The sequence below is a fragment of the Acidimicrobiia bacterium genome, assembly GCA_040289475.1.
Taxonomy (GTDB): Bacteria; Actinomycetota; Acidimicrobiia; order ATN3; family PSLF01; genus PSLF01.
In genome coordinates this window covers 1-22,519 of record PSLF01000018.1, presented here as the reverse complement: position 1 = coordinate 22,519, position 22,519 = coordinate 1, and the positions used below count along the sequence as shown (strand labels likewise).

General features: G+C 54.8%; 25 protein-coding genes, 1 tRNA gene and 1 other RNA gene. 4 read left to right on the top strand and 23 right to left on the bottom strand.

Annotated elements, in window-relative coordinates; all coding sequences use genetic code 11:
• Positions 1-24: 24 nt before the first annotated feature.
• A complete protein-coding gene (locus C4318_08525) occupies positions 25-276 on the bottom strand; it encodes a hypothetical protein (GenBank protein ID MER3455179.1) in 252 nt (83 codons plus the stop codon).
• 159 nt (positions 277-435) lie between these two features.
• Between C4318_08525 and C4318_08520 the strand changes: the two genes are divergently transcribed.
• Positions 436-520, top strand: a tRNA-Leu gene (locus C4318_08520).
• Positions 521-635: 115 nt separating this feature from the next.
• On the opposite strand, the gene rdgB is transcribed toward C4318_08520, so the two are convergent.
• The 9 genes from rdgB to C4318_08475 form a co-directional block, all read right to left on the bottom strand.
• Positions 636-1,256 carry a non-canonical purine NTP pyrophosphatase, RdgB/HAM1 family gene (rdgB, locus tag C4318_08515; protein ID MER3455178.1) on the bottom strand — a complete coding sequence of 207 codons (621 nt, stop codon included), beginning with the start codon at positions 1,254-1,256 and terminating at the stop codon, positions 636-638.
• Between the two features lie 32 nt (positions 1,257-1,288).
• The gene (locus tag C4318_08510) at positions 1,289-2,140 is read right to left on the bottom strand and encodes a ribonuclease PH (GenBank protein ID MER3455177.1); all 852 of its coding nucleotides are present in this window, start codon (positions 2,138-2,140) and stop codon (positions 1,289-1,291) included.
• Between the two features lie 112 nt (positions 2,141-2,252).
• On the bottom strand, positions 2,253-2,996 hold the full coding sequence (locus C4318_08505; GenBank protein ID MER3455176.1) for an MBL fold metallo-hydrolase: 744 nt from the start codon (positions 2,994-2,996) through the stop codon (positions 2,253-2,255).
• The gene (locus tag C4318_08500) at positions 2,993-3,832 is read right to left on the bottom strand and encodes a glutamate racemase (GenBank protein MER3455175.1); all 840 of its coding nucleotides are present in this window, start codon (positions 3,830-3,832) and stop codon (positions 2,993-2,995) included. The genes C4318_08505 and C4318_08500 overlap by 4 nt, the downstream gene beginning before the upstream one ends.
• 24 nt (positions 3,833-3,856) lie before the next feature.
• The gene (gene cysM, locus C4318_08495; protein ID MER3455174.1) at positions 3,857-4,789 is read right to left on the bottom strand and encodes a cysteine synthase B; all 933 of its coding nucleotides are present in this window, start codon (positions 4,787-4,789) and stop codon (positions 3,857-3,859) included.
• 4 nt (positions 4,790-4,793) lie between these two features.
• On the bottom strand, positions 4,794-5,081 hold the full coding sequence (locus tag C4318_08490; GenBank protein ID MER3455173.1) for a molybdopterin synthase sulfur carrier subunit: 288 nt from the start codon (positions 5,079-5,081) through the stop codon (positions 4,794-4,796).
• A 188-nt stretch (positions 5,082-5,269) separates the two neighbouring features.
• Entirely contained in the window at positions 5,270-5,917 is a 648-nt protein-coding gene (locus tag C4318_08485; GenBank protein ID MER3455172.1) for a hypothetical protein, read from the bottom strand.
• Positions 5,713-6,498, bottom strand: coding sequence for a hypothetical protein (locus C4318_08480; protein MER3455171.1), 786 nt, complete (start codon positions 6,496-6,498; stop codon positions 5,713-5,715). Before C4318_08480 ends, C4318_08485 begins: the two co-directional genes overlap by 205 nt.
• 63 nt (positions 6,499-6,561) lie before the next feature.
• Entirely contained in the window at positions 6,562-7,878 is a 1,317-nt protein-coding gene (locus tag C4318_08475) for a beta-glucosidase (GenBank protein ID MER3455170.1), read from the bottom strand.
• Between the two features lie 333 nt (positions 7,879-8,211).
• Here C4318_08475 and C4318_08470 point away from each other — a divergent pair, with 333 nt between their 5' ends.
• Positions 8,212-8,520 (top strand): hypothetical protein, encoded by a 309-nt coding sequence (locus C4318_08470; GenBank protein ID MER3455169.1) that lies wholly within the window; start codon positions 8,212-8,214, stop codon positions 8,518-8,520.
• A 71-nt stretch (positions 8,521-8,591) separates the two neighbouring features.
• On the opposite strand, the gene ssrA is transcribed toward C4318_08470, so the two are convergent.
• The 3 genes from ssrA to C4318_08455 all read right to left on the bottom strand — a co-directional run bounded on the left by ssrA (position 8,592) and on the right by C4318_08455 (position 10,836).
• Positions 8,592-8,947: a transfer-messenger RNA gene (gene ssrA, locus C4318_08465) on the bottom strand.
• 112 nt (positions 8,948-9,059) lie between these two features.
• Positions 9,060-9,584, bottom strand: a complete 525-nt coding sequence (locus tag C4318_08460) for an SsrA-binding protein (GenBank protein MER3455168.1) — start codon at positions 9,582-9,584, stop codon at positions 9,060-9,062.
• 22 nt (positions 9,585-9,606) lie between these two features.
• Positions 9,607-10,836 carry a hypothetical protein gene (locus C4318_08455; GenBank protein MER3455167.1) on the bottom strand — a complete coding sequence of 410 codons (1,230 nt, stop codon included), beginning with the start codon at positions 10,834-10,836 and terminating at the stop codon, positions 9,607-9,609.
• On the opposite strand from C4318_08455, the gene C4318_08450 reads away from it, so the two are divergent.
• Positions 10,835-11,023 carry a hypothetical protein gene (locus C4318_08450; protein ID MER3455166.1) on the top strand — a complete coding sequence of 63 codons (189 nt, stop codon included), beginning with the start codon at positions 10,835-10,837 and terminating at the stop codon, positions 11,021-11,023. The genes C4318_08455 and C4318_08450 overlap by 2 nt on opposite strands.
• Positions 11,024-11,172: 149 nt before the next feature.
• Here the strand turns inward: C4318_08450 and C4318_08445 are convergent, their stop codons facing one another.
• Positions 11,173-12,045, bottom strand: a complete 873-nt coding sequence (locus C4318_08445) for a hypothetical protein (GenBank protein ID MER3455165.1) — start codon at positions 12,043-12,045, stop codon at positions 11,173-11,175.
• Between the two features lie 125 nt (positions 12,046-12,170).
• Positions 12,171-12,854 carry a cell division ATP-binding protein FtsE gene (gene ftsE, locus C4318_08440; protein ID MER3455164.1) on the bottom strand — a complete coding sequence of 228 codons (684 nt, stop codon included), beginning with the start codon at positions 12,852-12,854 and terminating at the stop codon, positions 12,171-12,173.
• 280 nt (positions 12,855-13,134) lie between these two features.
• Here ftsE and C4318_08435 point away from each other — a divergent pair, with 280 nt between their 5' ends.
• Positions 13,135-15,096 (top strand): transketolase, encoded by a 1,962-nt coding sequence (locus C4318_08435; protein MER3455163.1) that lies wholly within the window; start codon positions 13,135-13,137, stop codon positions 15,094-15,096.
• A 5-nt stretch (positions 15,097-15,101) separates the two neighbouring features.
• On the opposite strand, the gene C4318_08430 is transcribed toward C4318_08435, so the two are convergent.
• The 8 genes from C4318_08430 to C4318_08395 all read right to left on the bottom strand — a co-directional run.
• Complete coding sequence (locus tag C4318_08430) at positions 15,102-16,148, bottom strand: peptide chain release factor 2 (protein MER3455162.1); 1,047 nt, start codon at positions 16,146-16,148, stop codon at positions 15,102-15,104.
• Positions 16,149-16,330: 182 nt separating this feature from the next.
• Positions 16,331-19,042 (bottom strand): preprotein translocase subunit SecA, encoded by a 2,712-nt coding sequence (locus C4318_08425; GenBank protein ID MER3455161.1) that lies wholly within the window; start codon positions 19,040-19,042, stop codon positions 16,331-16,333.
• 281 nt (positions 19,043-19,323) lie between these two features.
• Entirely contained in the window at positions 19,324-19,956 is a 633-nt protein-coding gene (locus C4318_08420; GenBank protein ID MER3455160.1) for a DNA-binding response regulator, read from the bottom strand.
• A 104-nt stretch (positions 19,957-20,060) separates the two neighbouring features.
• Positions 20,061-20,747 carry a ribosome-associated translation inhibitor RaiA gene (raiA, locus tag C4318_08415; GenBank protein ID MER3455159.1) on the bottom strand — a complete coding sequence of 229 codons (687 nt, stop codon included), beginning with the start codon at positions 20,745-20,747 and terminating at the stop codon, positions 20,061-20,063.
• Positions 20,707-20,967: a hypothetical protein gene (locus C4318_08410; GenBank protein MER3455158.1), complete on the bottom strand. Its 261-nt coding sequence runs from the start codon at positions 20,965-20,967 to the stop codon at positions 20,707-20,709. Before C4318_08410 ends, raiA begins: the two co-directional genes overlap by 41 nt.
• Before the next feature lie 3 nt (positions 20,968-20,970).
• Positions 20,971-21,861 carry a hypothetical protein gene (locus C4318_08405; GenBank protein ID MER3455157.1) on the bottom strand — a complete coding sequence of 297 codons (891 nt, stop codon included), beginning with the start codon at positions 21,859-21,861 and terminating at the stop codon, positions 20,971-20,973.
• 28 nt (positions 21,862-21,889) lie between these two features.
• Positions 21,890-22,120 carry a hypothetical protein gene (locus C4318_08400; GenBank protein ID MER3455156.1) on the bottom strand — a complete coding sequence of 77 codons (231 nt, stop codon included), beginning with the start codon at positions 22,118-22,120 and terminating at the stop codon, positions 21,890-21,892.
• Positions 22,121-22,142: 22 nt separating this feature from the next.
• Positions 22,143-22,519: AAA family ATPase (locus tag C4318_08395; GenBank protein MER3455155.1), on the bottom strand; the 377-nt coding region annotated here is incomplete at its 5' end.

Below are 22,519 nucleotides of genomic sequence, written 5' to 3'. Positions count from 1 at the left end.
TTCGACACCGCCTCGAGCGCAATCCTAGAAAGACCCCGAGTGTGCGGATGATCCCCGGGAAGGTCCGCACTTTGGGAAACCCGTTTCACAGTTACCGCCTCGCCTAGCTGGCTGGCGATACCCTCTAGGCGCTCCTTTAGCAAGAAGAGCCTCTCTTCTTTCGGTGTCATCTACCGGTATACGGATCTCCAGAGCCTCTTGAGGGATATCTCCGTACCAGCGAGCAACTCGAAGATATTGAGAGTTGGGTCTCGTTGTCTTGAGCGGATAACCCATTTACCACCCAAAGGGCGCATTTCTCCACCATCTCGGCGGGTATCACCCACATTCGCTGTCGTAAAATTTATGGCCAAACAACGCTCGACGCTTAACTAATCGCTGGTTAGAACGCGCTCGGCTTGACAATATCGGTGCAAGACCTATGAAACACTTCCCGCGAGAGTGGCGGAATTGGCAGACGCGCTGGCCTTAGGAGCCAGTGCCTTCGGGCGTGGGGGTTCGAGTCCCCCCTCTCGCACAAGCACCGGGAGAGTAGCGCTCCCGAACTCACGCTCTTCGTCGTAGCAACCTTCCACTTAATCCGAGAATGCGACACAAACTCCTCAGCTATCGAGACAGAAGCCCGGAGGCAAGAGTCAAAAGTCCCGGATATCAAGTCTCAAGCGTAGCTCGGTGGCAAGTCTTCTAAAGGCTTTACCACGGTGGCTTATATTATTTTTTTCGTCCTGAGACATCTCGGCGAACGTCTTGTCAAACCCTTCGGGAACAAATATTGGGTCGTAGCCGAATCCGCCACTACCCCGCTCGCACTCGGAGATCCAGCCTTCCACGACGCCTTCGGATATCACCGTCCCGCCTGGAAATCCGACCGCAACAGCGACCGTTCTAAAACGCGCTCTCCTATCGCACGATTTCCCTCTACGCTTCAGTTCTTCTAAGACTTTGGTGCGATTGTCTTTATACGTACAGCCGACCCCGGCATACCTGGCACTGTAAACCCCTGGTTCACCGCCCAGAGCATCCACCTCTAATGCTGTGTCGTCCGCGATGGCCGGAATTCCAAATTGCTGAGAGACTCGGGTGGCCTTAATCAGTGCGTTCTCTTCGACAGTGGAACCCGCCTCTTCCGGGGGATCCCATGGTCCCAGTTCGTCCTCTCCAACCAACTCGATCGGAGTATCCGACAGGACCTCAGATAGGATCCCTATTATCTCTTTCAGTTTGTCCGGGTTTCGGGTAGCGATAACCGCCTTCATAAAGGCTGGCTCTTTTGGATTCTGATTTCTACCTACGCTTCCGGAGCGGATCCTAGAAATCCCCTACCCCCGACCGGAGAAGGCATGGGTGGGGGCTGAGGCAAACTGCTTTTATAAGCAAAGATCCGCCCTGGAAGAGAAACTTCGACGCCTCCACCCTCTGGCACTGGAATTCCGAGCGCAGCTCTCTGAGCCTCAATGATCGAGGAAATTCCCCACTCTGCTAGGCCCAAAAGCTCGTCGAGTTCTCTTTTGGAGAAAGGAAGGCCCTCGGCTGTTCCCTGAACTTCAACAATCTTTCCAGAACCAGTCATGACGACGTTTAGGTCTACTTCGGCTCGGGAATCCTCTTCGTAGGTGAGGTCAAGGTACGGGACCCCCTCTACGATTCCGACGCTCACTGCGGCACACAGGTCGAGAAGCGGGATCTGTTCGCACATCTTCTCTCGTACCATGTAAGCGAGAGCGTCATATAGAGCGACCATTGCCCCGGAGACCGAGGCGGTTCGAGTACCTCCATCTGCTTGTAGTACATCGCAGTCAATGATCACCTGGCGTTCACTCATCAAGTCTCTTCGCACCACAGAGCGGAGCGCCCTCCCGATTAGCCGCTTGATTTCAGATGTTCGCCCTTGGATTCTTCCCTGTTCGGCCTCCCGAGGGGTCCTCTCTTTGGTGGCTCTGGGGAGCATCTGATACTCGGCTGTCACCCACCCAGAGCCAGACCCCCTCAGCCAGGCGGGCACCCGGTCTTCGACAGTTGCCGTACATAAGACCTTGGTGTTGCCCATCTCGACCAACACCGATCCCTCAGCATAGAGGTTGATCCCGCGAGTAAACCGAGGCTTCCGCGCTGCCTCGGGAATCCTCGAATCCGCCCTTATGAGTCCTTGTTCGGTTTCAGAATGGACAGTGGTCACAACCCGCCTCTCTATCTCTTAATCACTGCAGTTTGCGCATGTTAGGCAGAAATCCAACAGTCGTCTACTCATCACCCTACAAATCAAGCTCCAAGCCGGGAAACGCTGCATCTATGACGCCACCGTAAGTTGAGGCAGCCTCTTCAAACCAGCGGTCTCTGTCACAGGTGGGGAAGCGATGTGTAAGTACCAGTCGAGCGGCCCCACTCTCTTTGACAATCTGGGCAGCTTGCCTGGAGGCGAGATGGATTGGGGGACCCTGTCCCTCCCGCTCGTAGGTCGCTTCACACACGACGACATCGGCCTTAGCAGCTAGCTCTGGAAAGCCGCCGCCGGGACCAGTATCCGCCGAGTAGGTAACCGTTGCTCTACCATTGGACACTGCCACTGCGAGCGTCTCTATTGGATGATTAGTGGCGGATAGTTCTACATCAAAGGGACCGAGTTGCAGTTTGTTACCACCTGAGACTCGCTCCATGGCAAAAATGCGCGCAAACTCCTCTTTCGAGTCTCCGGACAAAAACCCGAAAAGACTGCTCTCGGCACCTCCTGGTGCATATACAGAAATCTTCCGTTCGAATGAGTCGCTGAATCGAAGCGCATAGTAGAGGGGATAGATGTCTATGCAGTGGTCCGGGTGAAAGTGCGTAAGCAGAAGCGCATCAAGGTCTCCGAGGTCAATATATCTCTGCAACGCAACGAATGTCCCTGGCCCCAAGTCAACGAGCAAATTGTATCCCTCGGCGGAGAAAAGATAGGCCGAGCATGGTGACTCATGCGTCGGGTATGTCCCCGAACAACCAATAACCGTAAACTTCATAGGCTGCCTCCCCCGGCTGCGCGGGGCTCACTGTGCCAGACTACTTTTTCAACGCTGTCGACCTCCGGGCCGAAGAACTTGACTCCTGCTTGGAGAAACACCTCGGGATCACCGCTACATACGAAGTGTCGCTCACTCGGTGTCGATTCCCTGCGTAACATCCCCGTAGAAGCCAGCAATTGGTATACCGCAAAGGCAGTCGAATCTGCCGAGTCTACCAGCGTGACTTCGTCCCCGACTATGCGTTTGAGCACCCTAGCCAAAAGAGGGTAGTGAGTGCATCCCAGAAGCAACGTGTCTATCCCTTTGTCGAGGAGCGGTTCCAGGTAAGAGCGGGACAATTCCTCGACTTCTCGCCCGTCAGTTTTTCCTGCCTCTACGAACTCAACAAGACCGGGACAGGCCTGACTGAAGAGTTCCGCCCGCTTTCCCGTGGCCCTCAGAGCCTCGTCGTAGGCGCCGGAAGCTATGGTTCCGCGAGTCCCGATCAATCCGATCTTGCCTGTCGAGCTAGCCTGCAGAGCGGAGTGTATCCCTGGTTCAACTACTCCCATGACCGGTAGCCCATGGAAGCGCTCCCTCGCACGATCCAACGCAGCCGAAGACGCTGTGTTACACGCAATGACCACGATTTTTACGTCACGAGAAGCCAGATACTCCACTATCTCGAGAGCATAGGACCTCACGACATCCAAGTCGAGATCCCCGTAGGGACCCCTCGCCGAGTCTCCCACGTAAATCACGCTCTCGTTGGGCATGAGATCGACAATGGCTCTGGCAACGGTAAGCCCCCCGACCCCTGAGTCAAATATCCCAATGGGTCTAGGATCTGCCACGCTGCTCTCTTTCTGGTCGCGGCTCTAGAAGTACACCATCTTGGAGGCGCGCTCAGAGACCTCGTCAATGGGATCGGTCCACGCCCCCGTCGACAGATACTTCCAACCACCCTCAGGCAAGAGCACCACAATGTTGCCCTCGTTTATTTCTTCGGCCAGACGAAGTGCACCAGCGAGTGCGGCGCCGGAGGATAGCCCTGCGAATATTCCTTCTGTCTCGGTGAGCCTGCGTGTATAAAACACGGATTCCCGGGCCTTGATCAAAAACTTTCGGTCGAGGACTTCTGGGTCGAAAACGGGTGGAATATAGCCTTCCTCCAAACTCCTAAGCCCTTGAACTAATTCGCCCGCTGGAGGCTCGACCGCAACTACTTTGACGTCAGGCTTTTTCTCCTTAAGAAATCTTCCCACACCCACCAAAGTGCCACCGGTTCCCAATCCTGCCACGAAGTAGTCGATTTCCGGACAGTCCTCTAAAATCTCGGGTCCCGTAGTCGAGTAATGGGCGCCGGGATTGTCAGGATTGGCGTATTGAAAAAGCATAATGTAATCGCGGCTACCGGCTAGCTTTTCGGCGAGTTTGATGGATCCGTTGGATCCTTCGTCCGCTGGAGAAAGAACAATCTCCGCCCCGAATATTCGCAACAGTTGCGAACGCTCTGGACTGACATTCTCTGGCATCACCGCCGTAAACCGATACCCCCGTAGCCGTGCGAGCATCGCCAAAGAAATACCTGTGTTGCCCGAGGTTGGCTCTAGAAGATGGTCTCCAGGTTGAAGCTTGCCCTCTGCCTCTGCGGCCTGGATCATCGCGAGGGCAATTCTATCTTTTACGCTTCCTGTGGGGTTTTGTCCTTCAAGCTTTGCGTAAAGGTGAACGCCCGGCTTCGGGCTCAATCTGGATAGCCTGACCAACGGAGTACCGCCGATCAGGTCGATTACAGAGTCGTAAAGCACTACTTCACGCTGTTGGTAAGCTGCCCCCGGCCACTGCCGGCAAGATCGACACTACGTCGTTGTCCTTTATCGGGGCAGCGAGCTTCCCTAGGTACCTTACATCTTCGTCATTGATGTAGATATTCACGAATCTGTGGAGATCTCCATCGGCAATTAGTTGATCGGCAATTCCAGGGTGCTTGGAGTCCAGGTTGGCGATGAGCTCTTTTAGATTCCCACCCTCGGCCTCGACGACCCCTTTTCCATCCGTATAACGACGAAGGACCGCCGGAAGTCGGACTTCTACTGCCACCTGTTCCCTTCCCGTTCTCTAGAACTGATTGTTGTCACTTCTTTCTTCATCTGGTAGGACAAAACTTATCAAGGAGAGGACCGGCCGCAAAATGCGGAGGTCTTACCCCACTATGACCTACCGCTCGGTCTCGCTCTTTTTATATAAACCCGATAAAGCCGCTGTGAATTCTAGCTAAGCAGAGATACTCACTTCCCAACCGAGATCTCCACCTCGTCTGCAGCGCTGTCCCGTATCGTATAGGCCCGCAACTCAGGCTCGTCTCTGCAACGCAGCGACACAATCACCCATATCCACTCTGGATACATAGCCAGCTCCACATCGGTCGCGCTCGGGTAAGGTTCGGAGCGGACGTGCGAGTGAAAGGCTCCTATCACTTCTAGTCCTGACGTCTCAGCGTCCCTCATAGCCTTCCATTGACCGCGGGGATCCATGAAGTAGCGAGACGAAGGCTTTTCGACTTCTATGTTCGCAATCGGATAAACCCTCTCCACGCATAGTTCACCTCGCCTGCCAGCGATCAGGCCGCAAGCCTCGTTGGGATAGTGGGAAAGGCACCACTCGGTGATTTGCGCTCTCAATTCGGAGGGAAGAATCAATCGCGCCATGCTAGCCAGGGGAATTCGCTGGGTCAGAAGTGGCCCCTCACGGCAGAGACAAATCCGATCCCGACGAAAGCTGTGCCCAGGGCCGACAGATACCATGCTGGTCCCAGACGGACATGTTGTATAGCAAGCTCCCCGGCGTCGATGGGTATCGAACCGAACGTGAAGTAACGCCAGACAAGGTATCCGACCAAGGCTGTGAGCACCACTAAAAGACGCAGAATTGTCCATCCTCGGCGGCGCCCCAGCAATACAAAGACACCCGCAACGCCTAGAGCTGCGCTGTCAATAGGTGAGTATCTGAGAATCGTCGAAACGGTGCTGGCGCTGTCAACGGCCGTCGCCACGACTAACGGTGTCACCGCTGCTACCACTAATAAAGCGGCTGCGAGGAGCATGAAGCCGAACGTCGTAGGACCTACTACCAAAGGCCCCAGGTCGCTCGGCTCCAAAAGCCACTCCGAAGGGGCCTGCCGTTGGATCCAATTCGACGAATCGAATGACGTGGACTGCAGCGTCTTTCTACGGTAGGGCTGAGCTCCAGCTTCTCCCGACTCCCGCTGAAAGCTGTGTTCGCCTACAGCTCTTGCCGCACGCTGGCGCGCGGCCCCGCCCTGATCTTGGCTCAGCTCTCCTCCTTCCATATGCGAGACTGATGCGACTCCACGATCAACAATGGGAAGCGATGCGTGCAGCCTCTCGGCAGTCCGTTGCCCTCGTTCTGCCCGTGACGGAAGCACGGTTCCACAGTTAGAGCACAGCACAACGCCGTCACGGTTCTCGCTACCACAGCGTGGGCAGGCGACCAACATACTCTCCTTGCGGACGTCGCCAACCGGACCTCTCCGATAGTGTGGGGCCGGCGCGCCTTTCTGTCACCCCAATGCGTTCTCTGACACAACCCTTGCGTAGAATTTCCCCGATGCCTTGACGATCCGCTGCTGGGTTGAGTAGTCAACATAGACTATCCCGAAACGCTTGGAAAAGCCGAAAGACCACTCGAAGTTGTCCATGAGTGACCAGCAAAAATACCCGCCCACTCGAACCCCGTCAGCTATTGCCTCAGCAACAGCTTGGAGATGAGTCCTTATGTACTCGAGGCGTTCAGGATCCTCTACTTTGCCGTCTTTTGGCGGCTTGTCGTCGAAAGCAGCACCGTTTTCTGTCACATATAGCAGCGGCTCTCCATACTCCCGATAAATCCGAACCAAGACATCTTTTAGCCCTTTGGGATAAACCTCCCATCCCATAGCTGTTTTCGGCCCTGGTCCCTCAATTGGAAAAAACTTCAAGGGAGAAGAGTCGTTCCCGGATGCGAGAAGTCGCGTGTAGTAGTTCACACCCAAAAAATCGATCGGGGCAGCGATGGTCTCCAAGTCGCCTTCTTCGATAGGGACAGGTGGAAATACCTCGGACATCTCAGTTGGATACCCTCTGCCAAACAATGGATCTAAAAAGACTCTGTTTTGTAAGGCGTCTGCGTATTTAGCGCCTTTGATGTCCTGCTCGCTTTGGGTTGCAGGCTCCACTGCGGTTATCGCAAGGGTGGTTCCGACCGATGCAGATGGGTCTTCCTTGAGTAGTCTGGCGGCTACGCCGTGCGCCAACAGCAGATGATGGGCAACGGCTGCCGCTTTTGGATCGTTGATCCCCGGCGCATGCACACCGAGGACGTGCCCCATAAATGAATACACCGAGGGCTCGTTGAGAGTAATCCAATCCTTTACCCGGTCTCCGAGAGCGTCTTTTAGCACGGCAGCGTAGTTTTCGAATGCGCCGACAATGTCTCTGTTCGCAAACCCGCCCTTTTCTTGCAGTGCCTGCGGAAGGTCCCAGTGGAACAAGGTGACAAAGGGACGAATCTCCGCCTCGATCAACTCGTCCACGAGTGCTTTGTAAAAGTCCAATCCCTTTTGATTGACCGGTCCTGTGCCTTCGGGAATTACCCTCGGCCACGACACGGAAAACCGATATGCATTTAGGTTGAGGCTCTTCATGAGCGCGACGTCGTCTCGGAATCGATGATAGTGATCGCACGCGACGTCGCCGGTGTCTCCGCGATAAGTCTTTCCGGGAGTGTGGGAGAAAACATCCCAAATCGACTCACCACGGCCATCTTCTTTTACGGCTCCCTCGATCTGGTATGCAGCAGTCGCCGTTCCCCACAAAAACCCGGGCGGAAACTGTGTCATGCCGCACAAACTCCTTGGTTCGAGACTCGAAGACAATCGGGTTTTAGCACGGTAAAACCCCTGTGGACATTCCGAAAGTCTACACGCTTCCCACTATCGCTGTAACTATCGAACAAGACTACCTCCCGTGTTCGTGCTGCTCTCTTCTAGGTGGCTCTGCAAAACACAATGCGTCGAAAGCAACGAACAGGACCGTGAGGGAACCGCGATGGAGTCAGTAGATGACATACCCTGGCGCGAAGATATATCGAAGATATACCTATCGAAGGCCATTGGACATCCCCTCGGTAGAAATCGGTGGCTACCTTTACTAGTCGAGAATGGAGGGCTTGAATGGGTAACAAGGGTGGCTTTTCGTGGCGACGATTGATAGGGGTATCGCGAGTCAAATCTGATATCTCCAGGAGTATAGGAATCCCGCTCACACGAAGCGGGCGCGAGCGCAAGATTGGCCGAGCGCTTACGGCTGCATTTCGATCACCGGTGTCTGGGAGATATCAGCGTCAGCTGGGACAGGCTGGCTCGGGCGGAAGCTGCTCTTTGGTACTGGGGCTCGTCTTTTTTATTGGCGTGGTTGCTACCACACTTGCTTACGCGGTTCTCTGCGGGGCTCGCAGGCTAATGGGAGTATTAGCAAATTAAAGGACGAATACCGCTCGGGCACCGAGGCCTCTATCTCCTCAAGCTGACCAGGCTGCTCGATTTATCACGACTGGTGGAGGTGGCGGGAGTCGAACCCGCGTCCCCCGGGTCTCCGGCGAGAGCATCTCCGAGCGCAGCCGATGTCGGAGCTTCAGCCCAGCAGCTGCATCGGCACAGCCGCTGGGCCTATCGCAGCGCTTGATGTTCCCCGTCCGAGGGCTGCGCACCCCTGCGGGGTAAGCCCGCATTCTGACGCCCTGTCCAAGACCGCGGGCGGGCCTCGGAGGACGGGCTGCTCAGTTAATTAGGCAGCCAGTGCGACGTTTTCGTCCGCACTTGATTGTTGGTCCCGGTTTTTATCGAGGTGACCGGAGCCTCGGCTCGCTTCTCTCGCCCAAAGCCCCCGGGGTCGAAACCATTCACCCCCAAAAGATCCTTAGCTATGGGCCCAGCACCTTTTACTCTAACAACCCTCGGTTTCGTATCACTCCCGCGATAGTACTCGGGCCACTTTCATGGTGAAGCCAGTCGTGGCATGCTCAGGCTCCTCCTATCCGGTTTCGGGATTTTGTCACTCGCTCGATCTCTCTTTTGTGTTCTCGCTCCTTTAACATTGCCCTCTTGTCGTACTTCCTTCTCCCCCGAGCGAGCGCAAGCTCTACCTTCACCAAGCCGTGGTCTAAGTACATCTGAAGCGGAACCAGGGTGAGTCCAGCTTGTGCTACCTTGCCCAAGAGCTGTCTGATTTCTTTTTTGTGGGCCAAGAGCTTGCGATCTCGCCGCTCGTCCACCGCCTTGTCAGAGGTGTGCGAGTAGCGAGGAATGTGCGCGTTTTTCAGAAAAAGCTCTCCCCGCCGAATCACAGCAAAAGAATCCTGAAGGCTCCCCTTACCCTCCCTCAGCGACTTGACCTCTGAGCCTCGAAGCTCGATACCAGTTTCTATGGTGTCGATGACTTCGTAGTCGTGGCGCGCCTTTCTGTTCGAGACCAAAATTCTTCGGCCGTGCTGGCCGAATGTCCCGGTCTTAGAAAAATCCGATTTTTGCAACTTCCGAGATGGCATTCCTGTCTCCCCAAGGCGCGGATCAGCCCGATGAGGCCTTGTTAGGAAACCATTGCATTGGATCGACTGGCTCCCCATTGATGCGCACCTCGAAATGTAGATGGGGGCCGGTCGAGTAACCCGTCGAACCCACCTCCCCCACCACAGCTCCTTGGGAAATTGAGCTTCCAGGAGATACCAGAATTCTCGATTGGTGTGCATAAAGGGTCGAGAGTCCGTTTCCATGATCGATAACGACCACGAGTCCATAGCCGCCCATAGCGCCAGCCTTGATCACGGTACCCGATGCAGCCGCCCGAACCGGCGCTCCATACGGAGCGCCGATGTCGATCCCGTTGTGCTGGCGGACTACGCCGGCAATTGGATGAAGTCGCGGCCCGAATCCGGAGGTGAGTGGACCATCAGCAGGCCAAACAAAAAATCCAGGAATGACTGTTGGGCTTCCCTGGCTCGCAGTAGCGAGCAGCTCTCTCTTTGCTTCGTCCGAGACCCCCTCCAATGAGTCGAGCATCCGCAGGGCCTCGGCCCGGTCGGCCAAAACCATCGATAGGAGCTCCCTGTGGTTCTCGAGCTCCTTTTGGGCAAGATCGCGCGCTTCTAGATTGGCCTTATACAGCGAGATGACCTCTTCGGTCTGTTCTTGAACGACGTTGCGGCGAGAGATAAGCAAGTTCTTTGTATCTTCGAGAAGAGCCCTCTCAGAATCCAGTCGGTCCCTCAGGGCTATCAACTCCACTTGATCCTTTCTATCTCGAGCCACAACAGAATCGAGATAAGTCCGCCGCCAACCGAGCTCAGAGATGCTTCGAGCCTCGAGGATCACCGATATTTCAATAAATGACGAGTCTTTGTAAGCTCTCGCTATTCGAGCTGCTACGCGTTGGCGGAGAAGAAAATAGCGTTGCTCCGCTTCGTCGACTTGAGCAACCTTTGCGAGATACATAGACGTTGCCTCATCGAGCTCGGACTGGGCCTTACCCAGTCGGGCTCTTGCGGCGGCAACCTTTGGTTCCAACTCCACCAAGATCGAATTGATTTCTTGAAGGCGCCGGTCGGACTCTCCTATGAGGACCAGAAGATCTTGGCTGTTTCGAGAGGTCTCTTCGAGGCGGCGCCGAATCTCAGCCAGGCGATCGCCAACACGGCGTCCCGCGACGTCCGAGTCGGTGCCGTACTGTCCAAGTGCCGATCCGGGAAAGATCGACATCACAACCACGAGCATTAACGCAACCAAGATAGCTCGTGCACCCATGAGAAAGGACAAAGCAATGGCACGTCTGTCTCTACAGCGATCGTGGCTCAGCCTCGTTGTAGATGCGCGCTGCTCGGGGTCCAATCGAGATCTCCTCGTTCTTGCTGTTCGAGCTCTTCGAAAAACAGCCCTACCTGTTGGACAATGCGGCCCCACCTACCTAATCGGAGCTTACGCTTCTCTGTGACCAATCTCTGAAATCGCTACTTAGTGGTAGTACGAGATCTCGAAGGTAAGTATCGAATACCTACAGCGCGTTCATTGAGCATGCGCCTTGCGCCTAAATTGGTAACACGGTACTGGCGACGACAAAACGAAGCCCGGACGCCCTAAGCCCTAGACGTCCAGGAAGCGCCTGAGGGCTATTCCGCTACCAAGCGCTCCTACAATCACTCCGAGCGCGGCCGTCAAGAGAACTACCTGAGTCGCAGTCGACGCCCCTATCGTGGCATCCAACAGCGGCGCGTAGCTCTGCACCCGCTGCATTAGCACGACCAAGCCCCACACTGCAACCCCAGCTAGAAGGCTTCCGACCAGTCCGGCCAACAACCCCTCAATCATGAATGGGACTCGCACGAACCAGTTCGTAGCCCCCACTAACTTCATGATTCCGATCTCGCGGCGCCTAGCGAAGACAGCGAGTCGGATAGTGTTGGCGATGAGCAAGACTGCTGCAAGCCCAAAGACCACGACGAATAGGGCCATCCCTGCGGTGAGCACGTTGGTAATGCGCGAGAGGCGCTTTATCGTCTCGTTGGCGGTCTGGACCTCGTCCACGCCGGGAAGGCCCGAGAGTTGGTCTGCCACAACATCCACTTGCTCAGGATCGCGAAGCTTTAGACGAAAAGAGGGCGGCAGGATGGAAGAGTCGACATTCTCAACGAGTTCCCGCTTGTCCTTGAACATCTCCCGGAACTCTTGGAGCGCCTCTTCTCGCGAGACATACTTGTACTCTTTTACCTCTGGCATCGATGCGATCTTGGCTTGTATCGCCTCGATCTGGGGTTCGGAAGCATCCGTCCGGAGAAAAAGGTTGATCTCGATGTTCCCCCGCCACCTTCCAACCAGCGTGTGGGTCCATTGCCGTAGAACGAGCACACTGCCGAAGAGAGCCAACGAGATTGCGACGGTCAAGGTGGCCGAAACCGCCATCAAAAGGTTGCGCTTTATGTTCTGTAACGCCTCGCCTATGAAATATCCAAGCCTCAAGTGGTCCGCTTCCTCCACTTATTAGACAGCACTGGAAATTTCGAAACTTTGGGCCATCTCTGCGCTAATCGCGTCGTATAGCAGAATGGCATGGTACGAACCCGCTCATCCGTACAGCGTAGAGATCAACCGATAGCGTACATCCCCCGGTCTTCGTCCCTTACCACGCGACCCTCCTCCAGTTGTATAACGCGGCGCCGCATAGAGTCGACAATCGAGTGGTCGTGGGTTGCCATCAACACGGTCGTACCCGTCTTATTGATTCGATCCAACAATCTCATGATTCCAACCGAAGTTTTCGGATCTAAGTTCCCCGTAGGTTCATCACACAAAAGCACCAGGGGACGATTGACGAATGCCCGGGCTATAGAAACTCTTTGTTGCTCTCCTCCAGAAAGTTGATCTGGATAGGAGTCGGCCTTTTCTCGGAGCCCTACGAGCTCCAGAATCTGAGGGACGTGCGTCTGGATCGCTTGTTTGGGCCTACCGATCACCTGCATAGCGAAGGCAACGTTCTCGAACACCGTTTTATTAGGCAAAAGCTTGAAGTCTTGGAAGACGCATCCGATGTTGCGGCGCAGGTAGGGCACCCGCCAAGAGTTCAGCTTGGTCACGAGTTTACCGGCGACCCAGAGGTTGCCAGACGTCGGCTTCTCCTCCCGTATCAAAAGCCTGATGAACGTAGATTTGCCCGAGCCCGAAGGCCCGACCAAGAAAACGAACTCCCCCTTGTCGATGCTGAGGGTGACGTCATCTAGGGCCTTGGTGCCGGTCTTATAAATTTTGGTGACGTGTTCAGCGGATATCACGGATAAGTCCTTTTACGGATCGACGACAATGCGCCCCGGATTCCGCCCGCCCAATTCGTGGACTCAGAAAGCACGTAGGGAATGTTACCACCGGGGACTAGCCTAAACTGCAATTGATCTCGTAGAGATTTACGGCTCTCACCATTCAGGTGTGCCAGAAAAACCCCAATAGCTGGAGGGAGGCCGAGTGAGCGAGCACAACGTCCCAGAAAAAAACAGTGCTGCAACTCCGGTGTCGGAGAACGCTGTGCACGATTGTGCCGATACCGCCCAAACCCAATTGGGTGCTTCGCAGACTAGTCATGACAAATACGCTCTATTGCAGGATTTGGCAGCCCAGATCGCCATAGACGCAATCAGATGCACGACCGAAGCTGGCTCTGGACATCCCACCACCGCCATGTCGGCCGCCCACCTTCTGGCGGTGCTTTTTGGGACACATCTTCGCTTCGATCCATCTAACCCTAAAAGCCTTGCTAACGATAGGTTTGTTCTCTCTAAGGGACACGGTGCGCCTGGGCTGTATGCAGCGATGAAGGCTGCGGGGTGGATCTCCGACGAAGAGCTCCTCACGCTTCGAAAGCTAGACAGTCCGTTAGAGGGGCACCCGGTCCCCCTTCTCCCGGGAATCGATGTGGCATCGGGGTCGCTAGGGCAGGGACTAGCAGTGGGGGTCGGCATGGCGCTACTTGCGCAGCGCGAAGACCTCCCCTATAGAGTCTGGGTTCTTATGGGAGATAGCGAAACCTCTGAGGGATCGGTTTGGGAAGCAGTCCAGACCGCGGCGTACTATCAGCTCTCGAACTTGGTCGCCATCGTGGACGTGAACCGCCTGGGCCAGAGGGGACAGACCCAGCTTGGATGGAACGTCGATGCCTATAAGCAGCGCTTTGAGGCTTTTGGATGGTCTGCGCTTGTCATCGATGGACACGACTGCATCGAGATAGATCGAGCTTATACCACCGCTGCGATGGAATCGGGCAAACCCACAGCAGTAATTGCCAAAACGAAGAAGGGCTTTGGGGTGCCGGCTCTCGAGGACAAGAACGGATGGCACGGAAAGCCCCTTCCCCCTCAGATGGCCGCTGAGGCTATCTCGACTCTGGGCGGTCAGAAGAACATTCGGATCTCGGTAAAAGCTCCAGATCACGCTAGTTTGGCGGCAGCGGAAAGGGCATCTGCCTCAAGGAAGCGCATGCCTAAAAGCAGCTCCGCAAGAAACGAGCCTGCTCCCGACTGGAAACAAGATCCCCTATATCTATCTAAGCGTCCCAAATACACCCAAGCTGTGGCTACGAGGCAGGCATATGGCGAGACTCTAGCTGCCATCGGAGAAGTGCGCCCAGATTTGTATGTAATGGACGCCGAGGTGTCCAACTCGACGTATGCCGAGATATTCGAAAAAGCTCACCCCGACAGATATATCGAGATGTTCATAGAAGAGCAGTGCATGGTGGGAGCGGCAACAGGGATCGCCGCGTTGGGTCGCCCTGTCTTTTGCAGCACCTTCGCTGCTTTCCTTACGAGAGCCCATGACTTCATTCGAATGGCTTCGATTGGGCGAGCGAACCTCAAGCTGTGTGGATCACACGCCGGCGTTTCTATTGGAGAAGACGGACCATCTCAGATGGGACTCGAAGACCTGGCGATGATGAGCTCGGTCTACTCCTCAACGGTCCTGTGTCCAGCCGACGGAAACTCCACGGTTTCGATGCTCGAGCGCATGCTCGATCTCGAGGGCATTTCGTACTTGAGAACAGCGAGAAACTCCACACCGGTGATTTACGATCCGGAGGAGGAATTCGAACCGGGGGGAGCGAAGGTTCTTCGCAGCCCAGAAGGTGCCAAATTCGCAGTGGTAGCTACAGGAGTAACCGTCCACGAGGCACTTGCAGCCGCCGAGGAACTCGACTCCGCTGGCCTGCCGATCATAGTGATAGATGCCTACTCGATAAAGCCCATTGCCGCCACGCTCCTGAGGGAGATAGCGGCCTCTGTTGAGGCTATGGTGACCGTAGAAGATCACAGGCCCGAAGGCGGATTGGGGGACGCGGTATGTCGAGCTATCACAGACCCCAGCTCGATTAGAGGCTCCCTAGACGGTTACCGGATCCCGCCGGTTGTAAAGCTAGCTGTGTACGGAATGCCAGGATCGGGTAAGCCAGAGCAGCTTAGAGATCGAGCTGGAATCTCTGCGTCTTCTATAGCAGATACCGTGCGGAAACTCGCAAATCAGAGATAGACTGGTTACTCTAGCTGGCCGCTGCGTCTCGCCTTTAGGTATGCCTCGATAAACATGTCGATGTCGCCATCTAGTACCTGTTCCACCGAGGAAGTTTCCACGCCAGTCCTAGCATCTTTGACTTGCCTGTAGGGGTGCAGAACATAAGATCTTATCTGGCTCCCAAAAGCGACCTGCTTTTGCTCCCCGCGGATCTTGGCCATTTCTTCTTCTCTCTGCCTTCTTCGCAACTCCGCCAAGCGCGCTCGGAGGATCTGGAAAGCCTTCGCTCGGTTCTGTATCTGACTGCGCTCGTTCTGACATGAGACGACGATGCCGGTAGGAATGTGGGTGATTCGTACAGCCGAGTCTGTGACGTTTACATGCTGGCCACCGTGTCCCGAGGAGCGAAACGTTTCGATTTTGAGGTCTTCGTCATCGATCTCGACCTCGGAGTCTTCTTCTACCACAGGAATCACATCTACGGCTGCAAAAGAGGTGTGGCGTCTGGCGCCGGCGTCGAACGGAGATATGCGCACTAGCCTGTGAACTCCTCTCTCCCCGACCAGCTTCCCGTAGGCATGAGGCCCAGAAATCGTGACGGTCGCCGATTTGAGGCCCGCTTCCTCCCCTTCTTGATATTCGTTTACGTCGTACCGCATACCCGAGCGATCAGCCCACCTGAGATACATTCGCAGCAGCATGTCGGCCCAGTCAGCAGAGTCTGTTCCCCCTGCACCGGGGTGAATAGAAAGGATTGCATCCCGGTCGTCGAACTCACCCGTAAAAAGCGTCTCGAGCTCTAGATTGGCGATTTGGCGCTCGACTTCTTCGACCAAAGACGCGGCTTCTTTGAGAGCTTCTAAGTCGTGCTCCTCAGTCGCTAGCTCGTACAAAGCCTTAGCGTCTTCAAGCTCCCGGCCAAGAGATCCGACCCTCTCGACGGTGTCCTTTGCTTGTGAGAGCTTTGTAAGAAGGTCTCTGGCTTTGGTGGCATCGCTCCATAAATCACGAGAAGAAGTCTGCTCTTCAAGGTGTTCTATCGAGTCCCGAAGGCCAGGTATGTCAAAGATACTCCTTTGCCGAGTCCAGGCGAGTGCTCAACTCGGCCAGCTTCGGCCGTACCCACTCCGATACCACCCCAAACTCCTTGGATGCATCTTTTCTATCGCTCCCGGGTAACGGTGCTTTTTCGGAGCCCTGCTCGCCGATGAAGTCCTGTCTCTTTTTCGACATCTCCCTCCTTGCTTTCTCGCTAGTCCCTCAGTGAACCGTGACATAGCTTGTACTTTTTGCCGGATCCACAAGGGCACGGCGCGTTGCGCGGAACTTTTTCGGCCCGTATGGGCTCGGAACGATCTCCCTCTTCTGAGCCAGTCTCGCCTGGCATCTGCCCGCCAAGAGCTCTGGTGTACTCGCCTGCTTTGATGGCGCCTCCAGCGGCCTCTGCCTCCGTTGCAGAAATCTGCTTGAGGCCGGCTACGCGCCTTGTCGGCTCCTGGGCGACAATCTCCATATGACACACATATTTGACAAAGTCTTCTTTAATCCCCTCCATCATCTCGGAAAACATTCTGAAACCATCGGCTTGATATGCAACCAGTGGATCCTCTTGTCCAATAGCTCTAAGATGAATCCCCTCCCTCAAGTAATCCATTTCGTAGAGGTGCTCTATCCATCGCCTGTCGATTACCGACAAAAGCACTCGTCTCTCTAGCTCTCGAAGAGACTCGGTCCCCAGGCTCTGTTCTTTCTCCGCGTACTGATCTAACGCGTCTTCCAATACCAACTGAATGATGTCTTCTATGCCTGGACGTTGAAGTTTGTACAATTCATCAGTCGTAAGTCGAGTTGGATAGATTTCCTTCAAATATAGAAGGAGCTCCTCAAAGTCGTACTCTTCTGGATCTTTGCCCTCCAAAATCTCGTGCACCTTCTTTTCAAGGACATCTGCGATATCCTGAAGTGTTTCTTCATGAATATCTTCTCCTTCTAGAACTTGTCTACGGCGCTTGTAAATTACCTCGCGCTGCTTGTTCATAACGTCGTCGTACTTGAGTACGTTTTTACGAATATCAAAGTTCTGTGCCTCGACCTGTCTCTGAGCTTTTTCAATTACCTTAGTGACCATCTTTGCCTCAATTGGAACATCGTCCGGTACCCTTAGACGCTCCATAACCCAAGCGACCCGATCCGATGCAAAAAGGCGCATCAGATCGTCCTCAAGACTGAGGTAGAAGCGGCTCTCTCCTGGATCGCCCTGTCGACCTGAGCGACCACGAAGCTGGTTGTCGATTCTCCTCGACTCATGCCGCTCGGTGCCTATTACATACAGACCACCGAGCTCAATAACTTTTTCCCTCTCTTCTGCACACTGTTTTTTAAAAGTTTCAAGCAACGCTCGATACTTTTCTTCATCTACCTCTTCGTCGCCATACCGCTTTTTATACTCTTCTTTTGCGAGGAACTCTGGATTTCCCCCTAACATAATATCAACGCCTCTCCCCGCCATATTCGTGGCAACTGTCACGGCTCCAAGGCGACCTGCTTGGGCGATAATAACAGCTTCTTTCTCATGGTGTTTGGCGTTCAATACGTGATGCGGTATTCCACGTTTGTCCAGGTATCGGCTGAGCCTCTCGGACTTTTCGATCGAAATAGTCCCGATGAGAATGGGTTGGCCGCGCTCATGCCTTTCGGCAATGTCTTCTACGATGGCGGAGAATTTCGCATCCTCTGTCTTGTATACGACATCTGGATGATCAATCCTCCGAACGGGAAGGTTGGTAGGAATTTCCACAACTTCCAATCCGTAGGTGTGAGCAAACTCCGCTGCTTCAGTAGCGGCAGTGCCCGTCATCCCGGCAAGTTTTTCGTAGAGCCGAAAATAGTTTTGGAGCGTAATAGTGGCGAGTGTTTGATTTTCTTCCTTGATGCGCACGCCCTCTTTTGCCTCTATAGCTTGGTGAAGTCCTTCCGAGTAGCGCCTGCCATGCAAAATTCTTCCTGTGAACTCGTCAACTATCAAAACCTCACCGTCCCTGACGAGATAATCAACGTCTCGCTTGTAGAGCTCCTTTGCTTTGAGGGCAACGTTGAGGTGATGAACTAAGTCGGCATTGACGTGGTCATAAAGATTTTCCACACCTAACATCTCCTCTACCGCTGCGACTCCCTCCTCTGTGACAGCTACCTGGTGTTTTGCCTCGTCCACCTCGTAGTGCACTTCTTTTCGCAACCGGCTGGCTATTCGGGCGAACTCCTTGTACCAGCGGGCTGAGTCTGCGAGGCGGCCGGAGATGATAAGAGGAGTTCTGGCCTCGTCTATGAGGATCGAGTCGACTTCGTCGACGATGGCGTAGTTGTGTCCCCTTTGGACTATTTCGTCCGGCGACATTGCCATGTTGTCTCTCAAGTAATCAAAGCCAAACTCGTTGTTCGTCCCGTATGTGATGTCAGCCCGATACGCGGCGCGCCGTTCCTCAGTAGACATAGTGGGGAGAATCAACCCCACTTCTAAACCCAAGAATCTGTGGACAACTCCCATCCACTCGGCATCGCGCTTTGCCAGGTAATCGTTGACAGTGACCATGTGTACGCCTTTACCTTCGAGCGCATTGAGATAAACTGGCAGCGTCGAGACGAGCGTTTTTCCCTCTCCGGTTTTCATCTCGGCTATCCATCCGAAATGCAGGGCGGCACCGCCCATGATTTGTACGTCAAAGTGACGTTGGCCGAGAGTGCGACGGGCCGCCTCCCGGACGACAGCGAATGCCTCGGCCATCAGGTCGTCGAGACTTTCGCCGTTTTCAATACGCGTTTTGAACTCTGCCGTTTTACCCCGGAGTTCAGCGTCGGTGAGACTTTGCATCTGGGGCTCAAGCTCGTTGACGGCCTCGGCGACTGCCGAGAGGAGTTTTAGCTTCTTGCCTTCTCCGAATCGCAGAATTTTAGATATAAGCGACATACCGATTTCCTAACAGACCACGGATAGAAGTCTAATCCCTGTCCGCGAGGCCGCTGTGATCTGGGTGGCAGCAAGCTGGTCGGACACCGATTACGCCTGGAAGCAACTGAATCTACAAATACGCGAACTTACTGGTTATGTCGGGACTTTTACCTCTGCATTTTGACAAGGATTGATGACCCCGCAATCACAGGGCGATTGGTATGAGCCAGCGCCGTACACGCATCTATCAGAAAGGTTCGCTGCCATACGCAAGCCGAGCGAGTGCTCGGCCGATGAACTCACTGACCCTGACCAAGATTCTGCTTGATAGCGTAGGTAGCAGCCTCTATGCGGGAACTCAGCTGGAGCTTTTCTAATATGTTCCGAACGTGATTTTTGACAGTGTTCTCTGAGATGTAAAGCTCCTCTGCGATCTTCTTGTTAGACATCCCCTTTGCTAAACACTGAAGCACTTCTCGCTCCCGCCTCGTGATCTTGGGGCGACGCTCTTCGTGCTCTTTGGCCAGTGACGTAAACTCCGATATGAGCTTCGTCGCCATCTGGGGCGAGATGAAAGATTCGCCTTGATAGACAGCTTCCACAGCCGCTTTGACCTCCCCAAGGTCCGCTCCCTTCAGGAGGTATCCAACCGCACCAGCTTTGAGAGCTTGAAAAAGGTCTTCTTCTTCGTCGGAAACTGTGAGCATGAGAATGCGCGTGGTCGGTACCTCCTCGCGAATTCTTGAAGTAGCCTCTATTCCAGACAGTTTTGGCATCCTGACATCCATGAGCAAGATGTCGGGCGCCAACTCTGCGGCGAGCTCCACAGCCTCGATCCCATCCGATGCTTCGCCCACTATGACAATCCGAGGAAACATTTGCGCCAAAGAAGCCAGCCCGCAACGGAACACCTCGTCGTCATCTGCAACCATGACGCGGATGGGCTCGGACTCGCTAAGGCCTTCCAAATCCCGTGTCTTGAGTCTCTTGCCAGTCTTCGTCACCCTCTTTACGGGCTCGCCTACCGCCCGCCCTCCTATTCGACAGCCGGCTCGATCAAACCAAAGTCACCCCCACGCCTTCTGTAGACGACCGCGGGCAAGCCTGATTCTTTGTTGGTAAAAAAGTAGAAGCTGTGACCCAAAAGCTCCAGCTCCTCAGCCGCCTCCTCTGGCAAAAGGGGCTCAAGCTCGAACTTCTTGTAGCGGGCGATCCGAATCCCATTGTCTCCCTCCAAAAATTCGCCTTCCTCTCTCGAATTCCCGGAGAGTTTGGACTTGGCACCTCGCTTGTTTCGATTTCTCCCAATAATCCTGCCCTTGAGACGTCTCAGCTGGGATTCGAGCTTGTCAGCTACTCGATCGACGACCGCGTACGGATCGGGGGCCTGGCCCTCCGCACGTATCAAGCGGCCATGTCCGGTCTTGGCGGTAACTTCTAGCACGTACGAAGAGCTTACAGAGGAATTCTTTATCTCGGTAAAAACCGCTGTACACGACTTCAGGTCTTCTAAAAGACGATCTGCACGGGAAAGCTTCGATACTGCATACTGCTGAAGTCGCTCCGGCAACTCCATGTTCTTAGCGGTTGCCTTTATGTCCATCTCCCCTCCTAATAAATATAAGAAGTCAGCGATGTGGCACGACTGTCCACAGCCACCATTGCTTCGGCCTGTGGCGTGTTCAAGATTCAAGATTATCCGAGGCGGCACCCAGAATCTCATCGAGGAGTGCCTGAGCAACCCGTACCGGCTCAATAGAGTAGGCGCCGCTCGATATATTTTCCTCGAGCAGCTCTACTCTTGCCTCCCTGAGGCTATCTCGAGCACCGGCAATTTCTCTTTTTACAATCATTAGAGATTGAAACGACGCTGGTACAGGCCCGGTGCACCTTGGAAAACTCGGCAGGTCTGCCGCAGCCGTACCACTTTGACGCTTTGACATCTCCTAGGTCCTTTTATCAGATCGCCTACACCGAGACTTGTTCATTCTTTCGGGGAATCTGTCACCGACCTGAAGTGAGTAGAAAAAGGTGCCCTGAGGAAGTCCACTCGACTGAAGCGAATCGAAGAAAGTGGATCCCTCGACTCGCGCCAGCCCCGAGCGAGACTCGCCCAAGTCTTTCGGATTAGACAGCCCATTGAGTAATGGAGACTTGAAGAGCGGGGTTTTGGCAACTGCCGCGGCATGGATTTTTCGGAATCCCGCCCTCTTGAGTTCCAAAGCCGCGTAGTACAAAGATGCTCCTGTTGTGGTCACGTCGTCTACGAGAAGGACCGTCCCGGTCACGCCTGCGGACACCGTAGAGAAGGAAACCCCTGCTCTACACAGGCGATCCTCCCGGCTCAAGTGCTTGAGCTCTTCCTGCTCTATGCGCTGGAGAAGCCTTATAGCACGGACCCCCAGCGACTGTGCGACTGCTCTTGCCAGTACTGCCCCGTGGTCGAAGCCCTTTGTCGCGCACGAAGCCGAAGGTACCCATGTAACGAACGAGACCGATCTGGCTTCAAAAGGGAGGGCTTTACAGAGGCGATCGCCCAAGAACCGTGCACACCTGTACGAACCCGATCGTTTGAGCGCCACAACCAGATGGGAAACGGGAGGCGCATACTCCAAAGGTGTCGTACAGCTCAAAAAGGGCATCCACAGACTGGTAGAACTAGTAGATGACCGCTGTAGAAAGGGCTCCACGATTCCACTCTGTCGACCTATCCGGTTTTTCTCAACTTGTGCCTCGCACCAAGAACACAGGGGAGAGATCCCAGATACTGCACCACAAGATATACAAGCGAATCTGGTGGCAATGCCCTCGGCCATTGCACGCAGAACATATGGCATAGATCCCCCCTCGTATTCGAATTGGTATTCAACAGCTTCTAATCATATTCACGGGGTACGACACTTCGTCCGATGCGGCCGCCTCTAGCGCGCCACGTGGCGGGGCTTGTTCTTCACGACGTAGGACGCTACCAACCGCTGCACCTAAATCGGCCGCTCTCGGACGAGCTGCGACGATGACGTCGGCAGGCTCCTTCAGTCGTTCTGTGATCTGGGAAGCCTTTCTCTGAAGCGGAGCCGAGGGACTCATTACTATCATCGGCAACCTGCGCTCGGCCCCATCAAGTGACCCGAATCTGCACATCGTCGTCCAAGCCGAGGTCGGCCAGGATCTGGCGGAGTTCCGAGGCAAGGCTTTCCGCTATCTCGCTATTGACAGTCACGGAGAAGTCGACGCCGACCTTGAGATCGGAGCCCGCCGACCTAAGCTTCGGCAGGATCTTCGTGCCCAAGCGATTCCACACCTCGTGCGGGACATCGCCCACGAGGCGGATGGTCCTCGTCTGAAGTCCCGGCGGGGGTTCTCTGCTGGGCTCAACGCCCGGTTCCCGTTGGGGCCCCGGCTCCGGCACCGAAGGTCCCGGCTCCGGTTCGGGTACGGGACTGGGCTCTGGAACGCCTGCCTTGAGTGCCTGCGCCTTAGCCTTCGTCAGCAGGA

Bases quoted from the DNA above. Each gene is read 5' to 3' on its own strand.
- C4318_08525 (MER3455179.1), bottom strand. From the start codon at position 276: ATGGGTTATCCGCTCAAGACAACGAGACCCAACTCTCAATATCTTCGA.
- rdgB (MER3455178.1), bottom strand. From the start codon at position 1,256: ATGAAGGCGGTTATCGCTACCCGAAACCCGGACAAACTGAAAGAGATA.
- C4318_08505 (MER3455176.1), bottom strand. From the start codon at position 2,996: ATGAAGTTTACGGTTATTGGTTGTTCGGGGACATACCCGACGCATGAG.
- C4318_08485 (MER3455172.1), bottom strand. From the start codon at position 5,917: ATGGACAATTCTGCGTCTTTTAGTGGTGCTCACAGCCTTGGTCGGATA.
- C4318_08480 (MER3455171.1), bottom strand. From the start codon at position 6,498: ATGTTGGTCGCCTGCCCACGCTGTGGTAGCGAGAACCGTGACGGCGTT.
- C4318_08475 (MER3455170.1), bottom strand. From the start codon at position 7,878: ATGACACAGTTTCCGCCCGGGTTTTTGTGGGGAACGGCGACTGCTGCA.
- C4318_08470 (MER3455169.1), top strand. From the start codon at position 8,212: ATGGGTAACAAGGGTGGCTTTTCGTGGCGACGATTGATAGGGGTATCG.
- C4318_08460 (MER3455168.1), bottom strand. From the start codon at position 9,584: ATGCCATCTCGGAAGTTGCAAAAATCGGATTTTTCTAAGACCGGGACA.
- C4318_08450 (MER3455166.1), top strand. From the start codon at position 10,835: ATGAGAAAGGACAAAGCAATGGCACGTCTGTCTCTACAGCGATCGTGG.
- C4318_08455 (MER3455167.1), bottom strand. From the start codon at position 10,836: ATGGGTGCACGAGCTATCTTGGTTGCGTTAATGCTCGTGGTTGTGATG.
- C4318_08425 (MER3455161.1), bottom strand. From the start codon at position 19,042: ATGTCGCTTATATCTAAAATTCTGCGATTCGGAGAAGGCAAGAAGCTA.
- C4318_08420 (MER3455160.1), bottom strand. From the start codon at position 19,956: ATGGTTGCAGATGACGACGAGGTGTTCCGTTGCGGGCTGGCTTCTTTG.
- raiA (MER3455159.1), bottom strand. From the start codon at position 20,747: ATGAGATTCTGGGTGCCGCCTCGGATAATCTTGAATCTTGAACACGCC.
- C4318_08410 (MER3455158.1), bottom strand. From the start codon at position 20,967: ATGTCAAAGCGTCAAAGTGGTACGGCTGCGGCAGACCTGCCGAGTTTT.
- C4318_08405 (MER3455157.1), bottom strand. From the start codon at position 21,861: ATGCCATATGTTCTGCGTGCAATGGCCGAGGGCATTGCCACCAGATTC.
- C4318_08400 (MER3455156.1), bottom strand. From the start codon at position 22,120: ATGATAGTAATGAGTCCCTCGGCTCCGCTTCAGAGAAAGGCTTCCCAG.